The 14631-nt window shown below is 72.3% G+C and carries 14 protein-coding genes; 4 read left to right on the top strand and 10 right to left on the bottom strand.

Going from position 1 to position 14631, the window contains the following annotated elements:
• Positions 1-83: 83 nt before the first annotated feature.
• The gene (locus ACBI99_RS16985; RefSeq protein WP_246643607.1) at positions 84-1628 is read left to right on the top strand and encodes a PP2C family protein-serine/threonine phosphatase; all 1545 of its coding nucleotides are present in this window, start codon (positions 84-86) and stop codon (positions 1626-1628) included.
• A gap of 368 nt (positions 1629-1996) precedes the next feature.
• On the opposite strand, the gene ACBI99_RS16980 is transcribed toward ACBI99_RS16985, so the two are convergent.
• The 3 genes from ACBI99_RS16980 to rho all read right to left on the bottom strand — a co-directional run bounded on the left by ACBI99_RS16980 (position 1997) and on the right by rho (position 5937).
• Positions 1997-3763, bottom strand: coding sequence for a prolyl oligopeptidase family serine peptidase (locus ACBI99_RS16980; protein WP_357591712.1), 1767 nt, complete (start codon positions 3761-3763; stop codon positions 1997-1999).
• 144 nt (positions 3764-3907) lie between these two features.
• Positions 3908-4873: a putative RNA methyltransferase gene (locus ACBI99_RS16975; RefSeq protein WP_219498989.1), complete on the bottom strand. Its 966-nt coding sequence runs from the start codon at positions 4871-4873 to the stop codon at positions 3908-3910.
• Positions 4873-5937, bottom strand: coding sequence for a transcription termination factor Rho (gene rho, locus ACBI99_RS16970; protein ID WP_219498991.1), 1065 nt, complete (start codon positions 5935-5937; stop codon positions 4873-4875). The genes ACBI99_RS16975 and rho overlap by 1 nt, the downstream gene beginning before the upstream one ends.
• Before the next feature lie 316 nt (positions 5938-6253).
• On the opposite strand from rho, the gene ACBI99_RS16965 reads away from it, so the two are divergent.
• Positions 6254-6394, top strand: a complete 141-nt coding sequence (locus ACBI99_RS16965; protein ID WP_219498993.1) for a hypothetical protein — start codon at positions 6254-6256, stop codon at positions 6392-6394.
• Positions 6395-6403: 9 nt separating this feature from the next.
• Positions 6404-7147 (top strand): MBL fold metallo-hydrolase, encoded by a 744-nt coding sequence (locus tag ACBI99_RS16960; protein ID WP_308125566.1) that lies wholly within the window; start codon positions 6404-6406, stop codon positions 7145-7147.
• Between the two features lie 25 nt (positions 7148-7172).
• Here ACBI99_RS16960 and ACBI99_RS16955 read toward each other — a convergent pair whose 3' ends face one another.
• On the bottom strand, positions 7173-9074 hold the full coding sequence (locus ACBI99_RS16955) for a nitrate- and nitrite sensing domain-containing protein (protein ID WP_375072668.1): 1902 nt from the start codon (positions 9072-9074) through the stop codon (positions 7173-7175).
• A 108-nt stretch (positions 9075-9182) separates the two neighbouring features.
• On the bottom strand, positions 9183-9623 hold the full coding sequence (locus ACBI99_RS16950) for a hypothetical protein (protein WP_375072667.1): 441 nt from the start codon (positions 9621-9623) through the stop codon (positions 9183-9185).
• A gap of 96 nt (positions 9624-9719) precedes the next feature.
• Here ACBI99_RS16950 and ACBI99_RS16945 point away from each other — a divergent pair, with 96 nt between their 5' ends.
• Complete coding sequence (locus ACBI99_RS16945; RefSeq protein ID WP_375072666.1) at positions 9720-10247, top strand: DUF6886 family protein; 528 nt, start codon at positions 9720-9722, stop codon at positions 10245-10247.
• Here ACBI99_RS16945 and ACBI99_RS16940 read toward each other — a convergent pair.
• The 5 genes from ACBI99_RS16940 to ACBI99_RS16920 all read right to left on the bottom strand — a co-directional run bounded on the left by ACBI99_RS16940 (position 10213) and on the right by ACBI99_RS16920 (position 14626).
• Positions 10213-11184, bottom strand: a complete 972-nt coding sequence (locus ACBI99_RS16940; protein WP_219499000.1) for a ketopantoate reductase family protein — start codon at positions 11182-11184, stop codon at positions 10213-10215. The genes ACBI99_RS16945 and ACBI99_RS16940 overlap by 35 nt on opposite strands.
• A 59-nt stretch (positions 11185-11243) precedes the next feature.
• Positions 11244-11765 (bottom strand): AAA family ATPase, encoded by a 522-nt coding sequence (locus tag ACBI99_RS16935; protein ID WP_219499003.1) that lies wholly within the window; start codon positions 11763-11765, stop codon positions 11244-11246.
• Positions 11762-13372, bottom strand: a complete 1611-nt coding sequence (lysS, locus tag ACBI99_RS16930; RefSeq protein ID WP_375072665.1) for a lysine--tRNA ligase — start codon at positions 13370-13372, stop codon at positions 11762-11764. The genes ACBI99_RS16935 and lysS overlap by 4 nt, the downstream gene beginning before the upstream one ends.
• Before the next feature lie 50 nt (positions 13373-13422).
• Positions 13423-14049, bottom strand: coding sequence for a VOC family protein (locus ACBI99_RS16925; RefSeq protein ID WP_357584940.1), 627 nt, complete (start codon positions 14047-14049; stop codon positions 13423-13425).
• Positions 14050-14119: 70 nt separating this feature from the next.
• Positions 14120-14626 (bottom strand): DinB family protein, encoded by a 507-nt coding sequence (locus ACBI99_RS16920; protein ID WP_219499007.1) that lies wholly within the window; start codon positions 14624-14626, stop codon positions 14120-14122.
• Positions 14627-14631: the final 5 nt, after the last annotated feature.

Here is a 14631-nt window from a genome sequence, read left to right as displayed (position 1 = left end):
TTCAAGTCTGTCACGATGAGTAGCTCGTAGTCCTGTCCTTGGATTTACCCCAAGTCAGCGGGAAGTGTGGTAGGCACGTACGGATGACTGCTTCTCCCCATGCGGTGCTCGCCGCGACCTTCGCACCAGGCGAGACGGCCGTGACGGACGCGATGAGGTTCACGCGCGAGGTGATGACCGCGTGGGCCACCGGAGGCATGCTCCACATCGCCGAGCAGGTCGCGGGCGATCTCGCCGAGCAGGTGGTCGACGAACCGTTCGAGGTCATCTGGAAGCACCTGGGCGGCGCTGTCCAGGTCGAGTTGAAGCAGCGAAGCACATCATCGGGCGATCCGAAAGCTCCCTCCGTCACCGTCGAAGAGTGGGGGATCACCTTCGCGGGCGATTCCCGTGTCCATTGGGCTAGGCTCACGCTACCCGGCGCAAAGGGCGCAGAGTCCTCCGAATGGCTGGAGCAGACGTCCCGCGGCCCCCACTGGCTCGGCTTCCTCGCCGACGCGAGCGACCTGCTGGCCGGCACCCTCGACCCCGACATGGTGCCCGCCATCATCGCCCAGATCGTGGTGCCGCGCCTGAGCAGCTGGTGCGGCGTCTACACCGCCGAGAGCGAGGCCGGGCCGCAGCGCCTGGTCTACCTGTGGCACGCCGACGAGGCCCGCATCGACGCCCTGCGCGAACAGCTCGACGAGATGGACGTCACCGCCGTCGGCTCCCGCGCCACCTCCACCTTCCACCTGCCCGACGCCAACGTGCTCGCCGTCCCGCTGACCGCCCGCGGGCGCAGCCTCGGCGTCATGTGCCTCGGCCGCGCCGACCGCTTCCCCGACGAGGTCATCCAGCTCGCCGAGGACATCGGCAGGCGCGCCGCGCTCGCCATGGACAACGCGCGCGTCTACGCCCAGCAGGCCGCCGCCAACCGCGCCCTGCAGCGCAGCCTCCTCCCGCCCAACGAGCCCGAGGTGCCCGGCCTCGACTACGGCGTCGTGTACGAGCCCGCCGGCGAGGTCAACGAGGTCGGCGGCGACTTCTACGACCTGTTCAAGGCCGGCGACGACTCCTGGCGGTTCGCGATCGGCGACGTCTGCGGCACCGGGCCCGAGGCCGCCGCCGTCACCGGCCTGGCCCGCCACACCCTCCGGCTGCTGGCCCGCGAGGGCTACGGCGTCGCCGCCGTGCTCGGGCGGCTCAACCAGGCCATCCTCGAAGAGGGCGAACGGGCCCGGTTCCTGACGCTGCTGCACGGCGACATCTCGCCCGCCGACAAGGGGCTGGAGGTGCGGCTGGTCTCCGCCGGGCACCCCGAGGCGCTGCGCCTCAAGCCCAACGGCGTCGTCGAGGGCGTGACCACGCCGCAGTCGCTGCTCGGCGTCTTCCCCGAGGTCGTCTTCGAGGCCGACACCATCCACCTCGACCCGGGCGACGTCCTGCTCGCCGTCACCGACGGCGTCACCGAACGGCGCTCCGGCGGGCGTCTCCTCGACGACGACGGCGGCCTGGCCAAGATGCTCGCCGAATGCGCCGGCCTGTCGGCCCGCGCCGTCGCCGAACGCATTCGCCGCGGCGCCGCCGACTTCGCCGCCGGGCCGAGCGCGGACGACCTCGCCATCCTCGTCCTCCGCGCCCGCTGACGCACCTTCCAGGGAGACCCACCCCGGAGCGCCCCACCTTTGAAGGGAGGGCCGCTTCCACCCGGCCCACCCGAGGGGACGCCCCTGGGAAGCGCCACGCCTTCCAGACAGACGGGACGTCCCGCCTCAAGGGGGCGGCCTGAGGGCGCTTCCCGCCCCCTTGGAGCCTGCGCTCTCTCGTGAGGCGGTGCCCGGCGGGCGCGGCCTCGCGGCCCGCTTGCCGCAGTGCGGGCGTTGCGCCCGGGAGGCCCCTCTCCCCGAAGGCGCCCGCCTCCTCCCGGGCCCGGGGTGCTACGCCTGGGAGGTCCCTTCCCGAGAGGGGCGCCCGCTCCCGGCAGAGGGAACGCGCGCCCCGGAGGGGGTTTCCGTCAGGGGACGTGGAGGTGTTTGCGGGCGAAGTCGAGCTGCAGGGCCATCTGGGTGATGCGCTCGGCGACGACGAGGGTGCCGCGGACGGAGCTGTACGTGTACAGCTCGTGCTCGCAGCCGCGTTCGGCGAGCTGGTCGACGTACATGCGCACCTGCCGCAGCGGGCTGCGCATGTCGTCCTCGCAGGCGAGGATGAGCACCGGGCTCTTGACCTGGTCGACGTACGTGATGGGCGAGCTGGCGGCGTAGCGTTCCGGCTGTTCGTCGGGGGAGCCGCCGAGCAGCGCGCGGTGGTAGGCGCGCAGGCTCTCGCCCTCGTCCTCGTAGGCCGTCTGGTGGCAGGCGATGGGCAGGGCGGCGATGCCGGCGGCCCAGAGGCCGGGCTGGGTGCCGAGGCCGAGGAGCGTGAGGTAGCCGCCCCAGCCGGTGCCCGACAGGAGGATGCGGTCGGGGTCGGCGATGCCGCGGGCGGCGACGTACTGGCGGACGGCGGCGACGTCGGCGAGTTCGATGTGGCCGACGTCGAGGCGGAGGGCGTCGCGCCAGGCGGATCCGTAGCCGGTGGAGCCGCGGTAGTTGACGCGGATGACGGCGAAGCCGGCGTCGACCCAGGCGGCGACCTCGGGGGAGAAGGAGTCCTGGTCGTGTTCGGCGGGCCCGCCGTGGAGCATGAAGACGGCGGGGAACGGCGCGGAGCCGGTCTCGGGCCGGTTGACGAGGGCGTGGATGCGCCCGCCGGGGCCGTCCACGTCGAGGTCTTCGACGGGGACGCTGGGCGGGGCGGCGGGGCCGCCGGCGTTCATCACGACCTGGCCGGTGCTGGAGCGGATGACGGGCGGCCGGGAGGCGCTGGACCAGGAGTATTCGACGTGGCCGCCGGGGCGGGGGATGGCGTCGTCGATGACGCCGTGGGGTGTGTCGATGAGGGTGAGGCCGCCGCCGGCGAGGTCGTAGCGGTGCAGGTGGCTGCGGGCGCGGTCGCCGCGCAGGATGAGCAGGCCGCGGCCGTCGTGGTACCAGTCGGCGGTGAGGTCGCCGGAGTCCTTCAGCCAGATCTCGCGCTGTTCGCCGGTGACGGGGTCCCAGACGAGGGGTTCGTGGCGGTTGCGGCGTTCGTGCAGGGCGAGCAGGCGGCGGTCGCCGGGCACCGGGGCGAAGGTGAGGCCGTGGATGCCTTTGCCGGGGCCGTCGTAGAGCTCGCTCACGGTGGCGCCGTTCTGGCGGATGACGCGGAGCGCGGGGTGGCGGAAGCCGCCGTATTCGCCGTGGTTGATGGCGATGAGCTCGCCGTCGAGCGACATGTCGGTCACCCAGGCGGCGTCGGGGTGCTCGTACAGCAGGCGGCTGGGCTCGCCGGCGCGGGCCAGGTGGATGCGGAAGGCGCCTTCGCTGGCGAGGGTGAGCGCGACGAGGCCGGTGGTGGACAGCGCGATGCCGCCGGGCTGGCCGGGCGGCAGGTCGGGGGCGACGGGCTCGGCGGGGCCGCCGGAGAACGGCTGGCGGAACCATCGGCCGAATTCGTCGCCGTCGGTGTCGGCGAACCAGTAGACCCATTGGCCGTTGGGGTCGATGGCGGCGTAGGAGGTGCCGCCGGGGCGTTCGGTGACCTGGCGGGTGGCGCCGGTCGCCCGGTCCCAGGCGTAGACCTCCCAGGTGCCGGTGACGTTGGAGCGGTAGATGGAGCGGCTCGGCGCTCGTCGGGCCCAGGTGGGCAGCGACATGCGCGACGCGCGGAACCTGGCCTGCCAGCGTTCCTCCGCCTTCATCCGGCGAGCCCCCTCCCTCTGTGGCCCGTGCCGTCCCGGCGCGGGTTGCCGTCCAGTATTACGCCTGTGTCGCGGAAATACTCCGGAAATGTGGGGGAATTTCGGACTAAATGCCCCATCAGTAACACCTGTCCCACTCATCCGTCAAGGAACGGGTCTTGCGTAAGGTGTCACTTCGAAGGTAGATAGAGAAAACGCCGCCTTCACGACTACTTTTCCCCGCTTTTTCGTGACTCTGGGGGAGAAATAGCTCGAAATTCTCTCCTCCAGCTCCGCCGTCCCCGTGTGCCACGCGCTCGGTCCCATCCCCACGACCTGGAGCACGTCGGCCGGCCCCAGCTCCATCTCGAAGGCGACCTCCTGCCGCGCGGTCTCGGTGAACCCCTCCAGGCTCCGGGCCACCCGCCGCTCCTTGTCGGCGTCGACGGAGAGCAGCCCCAGCTCCTCGACCAGCGGGCTCAGGTGGTCGCCCGTCGGCGTCACGACCACGACCGCCCCGCCCGGCCGCAGGATCCGGCGGAACTCCGGCCCGTTGCGCGGCGCGAACACGTTGATCACCACATCGGCGGCTCCGTCGCGGATGGGCAGCGTGCGCCAGACGTCCGCCACGAACGCCCCCGCCCGGGGATGCGCCCGCGCGGCTCGCCGTACAGCATGTTTGGACACATCGAAGGCCATCCCAACGCCACGCCCCGCAGCCGTGAGCACCGCCGAAAGGTAATAGCCGGTCCCCGCACCGGCGTCAACGATCACCGGCCGGTCCGCAAGCGCTTGCGGTGCCGGGCCGGAACCCATTTCGGCACTACCGTACGCCTTCGCGGCCTCTCCGTCAGGCAAGTGTGAGAACGATTCGGTATGACTGAGAACGCTCCCACCGAGCGCCCTGGCGAGCGGCGCGTAATGCCCCGCTTCGAGGAAGCTCGAACGCGCCGCGACCATCTCCGCGCTGTCGGCGGTCCCGGGCGGGCGGGAGCCGACCAGCAGGCTCACGTAGCCCTGCTTGGCCACGTCGAAGGAGTGCCCCCGGGCGCACCGCAGCGCGTCGGCGTCGAGCCGCACCGGCTCCCGGCAGACCGGGCAGGCCAGGTGTCCGACGATGTCAGCCAGCATCAGGCCATTGTGGCCGAGGTCAGGAACGCCGCGTTGGAGGGGGTGTCGCGCAGCTTGCCGACGAGCATCTCCATCGCCTGCTGCCGGTCCAGGCCGCTCAGGCTGCGGCGCAGCCGCCACACGATCTGCCGCTCGCGGTCGGGCAGCAGGATCTCCTCGCGGCGGGTGCCGGAGGCGTCCAGGTTGACGGCCGGGTAGAGGCGCCGCTCGGCCAGGTCGCGGGCCAGGTGCAGCTCCATGTTGCCGGTGCCCTTGAACTCCTCGTACAGGCTGTCGTCCATCCGCGAGCCGGTCTCGACGAGCGTGGTGGCGAGGATGGTCAGCGAGCCGCCGCCCTCGACGTTGCGCGCGGCGCCGAAGAAGCGCTTGGGCGGGTAGAGCGCGGCGGCGTCGAGGCCGCCGGTGAGGGTCTTGCCGCCGCCGGGCGCCAGGTTGTTGTAGGCGCGGGCCAGCCGGGTCAGCGAGTCGAGCAGCAGCACGACGTCCTGACCGGCCTCGACCAGGCGCTTGGCGCGTTCGATGGCGAGCTCGGCGATCGCGGTGTGGTCGCGGTCGGGGTGGTCGAAGGTGGAGGAGAAGATCTCGCCGCGCACCGTGGCGCGCATGTCGGTGACCTCCTCGGGCCGCTCGCCGACGAGCAGCGTCATGAGGTGGACCTCGGGGTGGTTGCGCGTGACGGCGTCGGCGAGCGCCTGGAGGACCATGGTCTTGCCGGCCTTGGGCGGGGCGACGATGAGCCCGCGCTGGCCCTTGCCGATGGGCGCGAACAGGTCGATGACCCGGGTGCTGAGCGATTCGGTCTCCAGGTGGAGACGCTCCTGCGGGTGTACGGGGGTCAGCTCGGCGAAACGCGGCCGGTTCCGCCAGTCGGCGTGGCCGTTGACGGTCTCGACGCTGGCGAGCTTGCCGTCCGACGCCTCGGCGACGACGTGGTCGCCGGGACGCAGGCCGTACTGCTGGATCTGGGCCGGGCTCAGGCGCAGGTCGCCGGGGCCGGGCAGGTGGTCGATGCGGATGTAGGCGGCCTTTTCCCGTACGTCGAGAAGGCCCTTGTGAACAGACATGGTGAACCCCTTGAGGGTGCGCCGAACGAAGGAGAACGCCGGCGGGAAATGAGAAGACCGGCCCCGCGAAGAGGGGGCGGTGAGATCAGCGGAGCTTGAAGCTCAACGCTGGGGGCAACGTATCACACGTCGCTGTCCATGCAACGCCTAGTCCTGTTGGGCTATTCCCGGGGGATTCCTCGTGTCCCGGCGCGCGTTCGGGGCAGCGGAACGTAACAATGTTCTTCTCCGCTCCCTCTGCGTCCGAGCAAGCGAGCTGCAGGACCTTTGCAATGCGCCGAAGGTTCCATGGAGAAGAGAACCCTAGGGGGATGAGATGAACAGCACCCGCTGCCCGCGCTGCCACAGCGAGCTCGACGAGGGCCCGATCATGTACCGGTGCGCGACCTGCTGCCGCGCCGTCTACGCGGCCGACCTGGAGAACGAGTACGTGCCGCGCGAGCCCGTGGCCGCCTAAGCTGGGCGCGTGCCGCACGAATCGAAGATCGTTTCAGGCGTCGAGGTCACGCCGCTCTGCGACGCCGTGGGCGCGATGGGCGAGGCGATCCGCCGCCCGCTGCCGGAGATGTTTCCCGGCTCGGCGCTGCCCGACGAGCCGTGGGTGCTCCACTTCCACTGCTACCTGCTCCGCGACCGGGCCGGACGCCTGACGCTGGTCGACACCGGCATCGGCGGCCCCGGCTCGCTCGCGTCGAGCTGGGCGCCCGTTCCCGGCACGCTGCCCGGCGAGCTGGCCGCCGTCGGCGTCGCGCCCGCCGACGTCGACACGGTGATCCTCACCCACCTGCACAGCGACCACGCGAGCGGCGCCGTCTCCGACGACGGCCGGCCGATCTTCGAGAACGCCCGGTACGTGCTCCAGCAGGCCGAGCTCGACGCCGCCGAGAGCGCGACGCTCGACCGGGTGGTCACCCCGCTCAAGGCCCAGTTGCACGTCGTCGACGGCGACACCGAGGCCGCGCCCGGCGTGCGCGTCCACCTGACGCCCGGCCACACGCCGGGCCACCAGATCGCCCGCGTCGGCGACCTGGCCGTGACCGGCGACCTGGTCCTGCATCCCGCGCAGCTCGCCGACCCGGCCGTGCGCTACGTCTACGACGACGACCAGGAGCGGGCCGCCGCCACCCGCGCCGCCGTGCTCGCCGAGCTGCGCGCCGCCCGCGCGCTGCTCGCCACGGCGCACTTCGCCGACCCGTTCGTGCGGCTTTGACCGGCTCTGGCCAGGCTCTGACCGGCTAGGCGCCCGTGAGCGCGGGCTGGTCGGCCAGCAGCGACGCCGGCAGCGACACCCTGGCCGTCAGGCCGCCGTACGGCGACGCCGTCAGGGCGACCTTGATGCCGTGCCTGGCCGCCAGCCGGCCGACCACGAACAGCCCGAGCCGGTCGCTCTGCGCCAGGTCGAACTCGGGCTTCTCGGCCAGGCGGGTGTTGAGCTCGTCGAGCTCGGCCCGCGACAGACCCAGCCCGCGGTCCTCCACCTCCACGATCAGCCCGTACGGGGTCGCCGTGGTGCGCAGGTCGACCCGGGTGCGCGGCGGCGAGAACAGCGTGGCGTTCTCGATCAGCTCGGCCATCAGGTGGGCCACGTCGGTGACCGCCGAGCCGGTCAGCGCGACGGGCGGCGCCTGCAGCACCTCGACCCGCTGATACTCCTCCACCTCGGCCACGGCGGCGCGCAGCACGTCCAGGATCGGCACCGGGTTGCGCCAGCCGCGGCCCGGCGTCTGGTCGGACAGGATGATCAGGCTCTCCGCGTGGCGGCGCATGCGCGTCGTCAGGTGGTCGAGCTTGAACAGGTCCTCCAGCTCCTCGGGGTCCTCGGTGCCGCGTTCCATGCCGTCGAGCTGCAGGAGCTGGCGGTGCAGCAGCGACTGGTTGCGCCTGGCCAGGTTGACGAACACCTGGTTGACGCCGTGCCGGAGGCGGGCCTGGGTGACCGCGGCCTCGACGGCCGTGGACTGCACGCGGTTGAACGCCTGCACGATGTCGCGCACCTCGGACGTCTCCGCCTTGATCTCCAGCGGGGGGAGCTCGGCCGCGGACGGCGGCTGGGTGCTCGTGCGCAGCCGCTTGACCAGGTCGCGCAGGTGCACGTCGGCCAGTTCGGTGGCGGCGTCGCGGAGGCCGGCGAGCTCGCGTACCAACCGCTTGCGGAAACGCAGCGACAGCAGGATGGAGGCGATCACGGCGAGCAGCCCGATGCCGCCCGCGACGCCGATCTTGGTGAGGATGCCGGTGGCCGCGGGCGTGACCCGCTCGGTGATGGCCTTGGCGGTGACGCGCTGGGTGCGCTCGGCGGCCTTCCACAGGTTGGTGGCGTCCACCGGCCAGGTGGCGGCGTCGGCGGGCAGGCCGTTGATGATGGCCTGCCCCCTGATGGCGTCCTCGGCCTCGGTGAACTCCGTGTACATCGGGGAGGCCATGAGCTGCTGGTACGGCTTGCGCAGCCCGTCGTCGAGGTGGGACATGGCCTGGGCGTGGAGCAGCCGCCGGGTGGCCGTCCAGTCGGCGAACGCCTCGCGCTCGGCGGGCGTCACCCGGCCCCGGCTCAGCACCACGGCGATCATCGCGCGCTCGCGTGACAGCAGCTCCTTGGCCTCGCCCAGCATGGTCAGCGCGCGGGCGTTGCGGTAGAGCGTCATGTCGGGGACCAGCACCATCGCGTCGTACATGCGGAAGGAGGCGTCCACGATCTGGCTGTAGCCGTTGATCAGGTCGAGGGGGGCCGCGCCGGTGGCGTCGACGTCGCGCCGGACCTGCGCGAGCTGGTCGAGCCGCCGGTTCAGGGTGGTGAGCTGGGCGGTCATCTCCGGGCTGAGGCCGCGCTGGCCCGCCGCCAGCGCACGGAACCGCTTGGCCGCCGCGTCGGTCTGCGAGCGCTGGATCTTCAGGGTCTCGGCATTGCGTCTGGCGGCCACGTACTGGATCGAGGACAGCCGCTCGTTCTGCAGGTGGGTGGTGAGTTCCTCGGAGGGTTCGGCCAGGTTCGTCGCCAGCTCGTCGATCTCCAGCATGCGCAGCCCGTCGCCCGCCGTCAGACCGGCGGCGAACGCCCACAGGCCGACCAGGGAGGTCAGCGGGACGAGCAGGAGGATGAGGAGTTTGATCGCGATGGGACGGCCACGTGTGGGGGGCATGCGACCTCCGGGTGCATGATGAGCGCGCAACGCAGATTACACCCGTCATGCGAAGTATCGCCGCGAATCACCGGTGCGGGGCCACCCCGACACCCCGCACCGGTGAGGTCACCGCGCGCGCTCCTCACGGCCGGCGACCAGCCGGTCATCGGCGTGCCCGTCAGCGTGCCCGTCGGTGCGGCCATCTGTGCGCCCGTCAGCACGGCTGTCGGCGCGGCCCGCGATCGGCTTGCTGGCGGCGGCGTGCTCGCGTTCGAGCTTCCGCTCCAGCTCGCGCTTCTCGTCCTCCAGCCGCGCCACCTTGTCGGAGGCGTCGGCGCGTACGTGAGCCAGCCGGCGGCGACGGCGGGCGGACCGGCGCGAACCGGCGGCGATCAGCCAGAAGCCGAGCACCATCACCGCGGCCGCCGCCGCGCCCGCGAGGAACATCTCCACGTGGTCGGGCTGGAACGTGTAACCGAACAGGATGTACCGGGCGCTCTCCTCCGTGATGGCCACGACGGCCGCCGCGCCGGCGAGCAGGACCAGTAACAGACCCAGAAAGATCATTTCGTCTCACTCCTCGTCGTCAGAGCGAGATCCCCCTGCCCATCATCCGGCGCGGTATGCCCTGCCCACACGGGCTCGCAGGTCATGATGGCGGTCATGAGACCCGAACCAGGACAGGTGCTGCACTTCTCCGAGGACCCCACCATCGAGCGGTTCGTCCCGCACGTCGCGCCCACCTCACGGCAGAGCGAGCCGTACGTCTGGGCGGTCGACGCCGAACGCTGTCCCTCCTACTGGTTCCCCCGCGCCTGCCCCCGCGCGATGGCGTGGCCCGGACCGCGCACCACGCGGGAGGACGCCGACCGGATCATCGGCGCGGGCTGCGGCGAGCGGGTGCACGCGATCGAGTACGGGTGGCTGAAGGCGATGATGGACGTGCGCCTGTTCGCCTACAGGCTGCCTGCCGACGTCTTCACGCCGCTCGGCGACCCGCCCGCCGCGGTCGTGGCGACCGTGCCGGTGCTGCCGCTGGGCCCGCCCGAGCCGGTCCGCGACCTGTTCGAGCTGCACGAGGAGGCCGGGATCCAGCTCCGCGTGCTGGACAACCTGTGGCGGTTCTGGAACGAGGTGACGGCCAGCACGCTGGAGTTCAGCGGGATCCGGCTCCGGAACGCTCGGCGATGAGCGCCATCAGCGTCTCCAGCGGCATCGAGCCAGGCTCGCGGCGCTCCCTGGCGAACCGGTTGGCCTCCCGCTGGAGCACCTCGTTGGCCGGGGTGGCGATCCCGAGCTCGCGGGCCAGCAGGACGATCTCGCCGTTGAGGTAGTCGGCCTCGATCGACCCGGTCGCCCTGGTCAGGCTCTGCCACGACGAGCCGCCGCCGCGCATGCTGCCGCCGATCGGCAGCAGGTCCACCTGGTCGCGGCGCAGCTCGCGCTCCTCGCGCGGCGTGGAGTAGCAGATGCCGGCCTCCTCCAGCACGTGGGTGCCCTCGCACCTGGCCAGCTCCAGCACCTCCTCCACGCCCGGTTCGTGGCCGACGAGCGCCTCGACGGCGTTGGCCAGGTTGGCGAGCAGCTTGCCGTACTTCCAGCGCATCACCTCGGCCGACGGCAGCGCGACGAACCTGCTGCGGTCGAGGTCGATGGCGATCTGCTTGGCCAGCTCGTCGGAGCCGTGCGGGTAGCAGCCGACGTGCAGCAGCCCCGAGCGCGGCGAGCCGTAGGCGGCCACGGTGCCGGGCTCGGTGTGCAGCGCGGGCAGCCACACGCACATCCCGTAGACCCGCTCGAACCTGCGCAGCGCGGTGCGCTCGTTCTCGACGCCGTTCTGCGCGCACACCACCGGCAGGTGGGTCGGCCACGGGGCGAGCGCGGTCACGGTGTCCTGCGACTTGGTGGCGACGATCAGCACGTCGTCGTCGCGGCACGCCACCGGGCCGTCGGCCGCCGGGATGTCGAGGAGGTCGTCGGAGTAGGGCGTGAGGAGGCGCAGGCCGCGGTTCTTCAGCGTCTCGTAGTGGGCGCCCCGGGCGACCAGGAGCACGTCGTGCCCGCCCTGGAACAGCCGGGCGCCGATCGTGCCGCCCACGGCCCCCGCTCCGATCACGATGTAACGCATGCTTCCGAGCATGTCATCCGCTCGCTCACGAGCGCCACCGAGGTGCCCGAGTCGGCTCGCTAGACGCGCGCCTCTGCGGCCCTGGCCAGGATCTCGTCCACCGTCTGCGCCGGCGTCTGCGCGGAGGTGTCGAGCCACAGCCCCAGGCGGGGCGTGTCGCGGCGCAGTGCCGCGTCGAGCTCGGCGACCGTCCACGCCCCGTAGCCGGTCTTGGCCCGCTCGCGCTCGCGCCGCTCGACGACGGCCGCGCTCGGGGCCAGCACCACCACGTGCAGCGGGCGGGTGCGGATCAGCCCGGCGAACAGCTTCAGGTCCGCGCCGAGCACCACGTCCTGGACGACCGCGGTGAACCCCTCGCCGGCATACAGGTCGGCCGCCGCCGCCGCGATCCGGTAGCGCAGGCGGAGCTGGCGTACGGCCTCCTCCGGCTGGTCGGGCGTCATGCCGACGCCGCCGCTGACCACCATCCGCCGGAAGGCGTCGCCGCGTACGTGCGCCGCCTTCGGCAGCCGCTCGGCCAGCGCCTGCGCCACCGTGGACTTGCCCGACGCGGAGATCCCGGTGATCAGGAACGCGGTCACGCCCCGACCAGCTTCCGCACCCGGTCGGCCCCCACCGCCATCAGCAGCGTGGGCAGCCTGGGCCCGGTGTCGCGGCCCACCAGCAGCCGGTAGAGCAGCGCGAAGAAGGCCCGCTGGGCCGCCTTCACCTCGGGCGTCGGCTTGGCGTCGGGGTCCAGGCCCGCCTGGCGCTTCGGCACCCCGTACACCAGCGTGGTCAGCCCGTCGAGCGACCAGTGCGCGTCGAGGCCGTCGACCAGCATGGCCAGGGCCTCGCGTTCGGCCTCGCCGAGCGAGTCCAGCAGCTCGGCGTCGGGGGCCTCGCGCACGCGGGTGCGCTGCTCGGCAGGCACCTGCGTGTCGATCCACCGCTGCGCCCGGTCGAGCCGGGGCCGCGCCTCCTCCAGCGAGCCGATCGCGTCGACGTCGCCGAGGATGCGCAGGATCTGCGCGGCGTCGCCGGTCGTGACGTCGGCGATGGAGGCCAGCGTGCGGTAGGCGACCGGTCGCGGCGTCACCGGCAGCGGCCCGGCCGCCGTGCGCACCGCCCGGCCGTGCGCCGCCAGCTCGGCGGGCTGCGCCTCGCCGCCGGCGACCTTGCGGCCGAGCGCGTCCCACTCGTCGTAGAGCCGCTGGATCTCCTGGTCGAAGGCGATCTTGAAGGACTGCGAGGGCTTGCGGCGCGCGTACAGCCAGCGCAGCACCGGCGCCTCCATGATCTCCAGCGCGTCGGCCGGAGTCGGCACGTCACCCTTGGAGCTGCTCATCTTGGCCATGCCGGTGATGCCGACGAACGCGTACATCGGCCCGATCGGCTGCTCGCCGCCGAACACCTCGCCGACGATCTGCCCGCCGACGATCCACGCCGACCCGGGCGAGTGGTGGTCGACGCCGGACGGCTCGAACACCACCCCCTCGTACGCCCACCGCATCGGCCAGTCGACCTTCCACACCAGCTTGCCCCGGTCGTGCTCGGCCAGCCGCACCGTCTCGCCGAACCCGCACTCGCACGTGTAGGCCAGCTCCGTGCTGTCGTCGTCGTAGGCGGTCACCGTGGTCAGGTCGCGCTCGCACAGCTCGCAGTAGGGCTTGTACGGGAAATAGCCCTCGCGCTGCTGCGACCGGTAGCGGGCCAGGACGGCGTCGATCCGCTCCCGCTCGCGCATCGCCAGCAGGATCTGCTCCCGGTAGGCGCCCGAGGTGTACTGCTCGGTCTGGCTGATGCCCCGGTATTCGACGCCCAGCTCGGCCAGCGCGGCCTCCATCGGCGCCTTGAAGTGCTCAGCCCAGGACCCGTACGGGCTGCCGGGAGGCGCGGGCACCGAGCTCAGCGGCTTGCCGATGTGCTCGGCCCACGACGGGTCGACCCCCGCGGGGACGCGGCGGAAGCGGTCGTAGTCGTCCCACGACAGCAGGTGGACGCACGCGTGGCCGCGCCGCCTGATCTCGTCGGCCACCAGGTGCGGGGTCATCACCTCGCGCAGGTTGCCCAGGTGAATCGGCCCCGACGGGCTCAGCCCCGAGGCGCACACGATCGGTTTGCCCGGCGCGCGACGCTCCGCCTCGGAGATGACCTCGTCCGCGAATCGGGAGACCCAGTCGGCCTCCGTGCTGTCAGCAGCGCTCATCGCGCCATTCTTGCGGCTCGGCGGCCCGGCCGCCAACGCGTTCGCCCCCGTCAGGTCAGTTCCACGCGCCCGAGCGGGCTCTCCAGGACCGCATGGAGCGCCACGGGCGCCCCCGCCTCGACGTCCAGCTCCACGTCCAGGGCGCGCAGCCGGGCCAGCAGCAGCGGCGGCTCCGGCACGGTCGCCCTGAAGGCCGTCAGCTTCACCTGCGGAAGCCCCGACGCGGCCGGATGCGGCGTGGCGCCCCAGTCGATGAGGAACGGCACCGGATCCACCCGCCCCGGCTCGTCCCAGCGGGTCAGCCGCCACTCCAGCAGCCGCCCGTCGGGGGTCCGGCGCGACATCGGCTCCACGTCGCCCGGGTCGTACCCCCGCGCCCGCGCCTGCCGTACGGCCGCCCCGATGTCGTCGGGGTGCACCGCCCACCCCGCCAGCCGGGGCACGTCGAGCAGCTCCAGCTCGGCCGCCCGCCGCCGCGTCGCCGGGTCGGCCGCCGGGTCCGGCCCGATGATCTCCAGGTACGCGGACGGTCCCAGTCCGACCAGGTAGTTCGCGGTGCCGCCCGGATGGCTGCCGCCCGCCACCGGGGTCACGCCGGTCCTGTCACCGAACTCGGCCACGGCCGCGGTCAGATCGGGCACCGCGTACAGCAGATGGTCCAGTCGACGATCGATCAAGGTCGGCCCCTCCCATGTCGGCGTAGAGCCATCCAAGTCCGGCATGGGCGGCGCGGCAATCACCGCCGCGCTACTCGCCGGTCACGCCGTCGATGCGCTCACGCAGCAGGTCGGCATGGCCGTTGTGGCGCGCGTACTCCTGGATCAGGTGAACCAGGATGCGCCGGTGGGACACCTCGTTGCCGTCGCGCCGCCGCTTGGCGATCGCGTCCAGCGGCAGCGCCGCCGACACCTGCCGGGCCCGCTCGATCTCCGCCCGCCAGGTGGCGAACGCCTCCTCGGCCGAGGCGTCGTCCACGTCCTCGAAGTCGGCGTCCTGGCGCTCCTGCTTGCCGTAGAGCAGCGGCACGTCCTCGTCGTCGATCATCCGCCGGAACCAGGCCCGCTCCACGTGCGCCATGTGCCGCACCAGCCCCAGCAGCGACATCCCCGACGGCGGCACCGCGCGCCGCCTGAGCTGCTCCTCCGACAGGCCCGCGCACTTGGCGGCCAGCGTCTCACGATGCCAGTCGAGCCAGCTGTAGAGGATCGCGCGCTCGTCACCGTCGAAGATCGGAGGAGTCCTGGTCTCTGCCATGGACG

Source organism: Nonomuraea sp. ATR24, from assembly GCF_041950485.1.
GTDB lineage: Bacteria > Actinomycetota > Actinomycetes > Streptosporangiales > Streptosporangiaceae > Nonomuraea > Nonomuraea ceibae.
This window is presented reverse-complemented; position numbering and strand designations above follow the sequence as displayed.

What these genes read in the sequence shown, in the direction of transcription:
- ACBI99_RS16985 (WP_246643607.1), top strand. Translation starts at nt 84, where the DNA reads ATGACTGCTTCTCCCCATGCGGTGCTCGCCGCGACCTTCGCACCAGGC.
- ACBI99_RS16980 (WP_357591712.1), bottom strand. Translation starts at nt 3,763, where the DNA reads ATGAAGGCGGAGGAACGCTGGCAGGCCAGGTTCCGCGCGTCGCGCATG.
- ACBI99_RS16975 (WP_219498989.1), bottom strand. Translation starts at nt 4,873, where the DNA reads ATGCTGGCTGACATCGTCGGACACCTGGCCTGCCCGGTCTGCCGGGAG.
- rho (WP_219498991.1), bottom strand. Translation starts at nt 5,937, where the DNA reads ATGTCTGTTCACAAGGGCCTTCTCGACGTACGGGAAAAGGCCGCCTAC.
- ACBI99_RS16965 (WP_219498993.1), top strand. Translation starts at nt 6,254, where the DNA reads ATGAACAGCACCCGCTGCCCGCGCTGCCACAGCGAGCTCGACGAGGGC.
- ACBI99_RS16955 (WP_375072668.1), bottom strand. Translation starts at nt 9,074, where the DNA reads ATGCCCCCCACACGTGGCCGTCCCATCGCGATCAAACTCCTCATCCTC.
- ACBI99_RS16950 (WP_375072667.1), bottom strand. Translation starts at nt 9,623, where the DNA reads ATGATCTTTCTGGGTCTGTTACTGGTCCTGCTCGCCGGCGCGGCGGCC.
- ACBI99_RS16945 (WP_375072666.1), top strand. Translation starts at nt 9,720, where the DNA reads ATGAGACCCGAACCAGGACAGGTGCTGCACTTCTCCGAGGACCCCACC.
- ACBI99_RS16940 (WP_219499000.1), bottom strand. Translation starts at nt 11,184, where the DNA reads ATGCGTTACATCGTGATCGGAGCGGGGGCCGTGGGCGGCACGATCGGC.
- lysS (WP_375072665.1), bottom strand. Translation starts at nt 13,372, where the DNA reads ATGAGCGCTGCTGACAGCACGGAGGCCGACTGGGTCTCCCGATTCGCG.
- ACBI99_RS16920 (WP_219499007.1), bottom strand. Translation starts at nt 14,626, where the DNA reads ATGGCAGAGACCAGGACTCCTCCGATCTTCGACGGTGACGAGCGCGCG.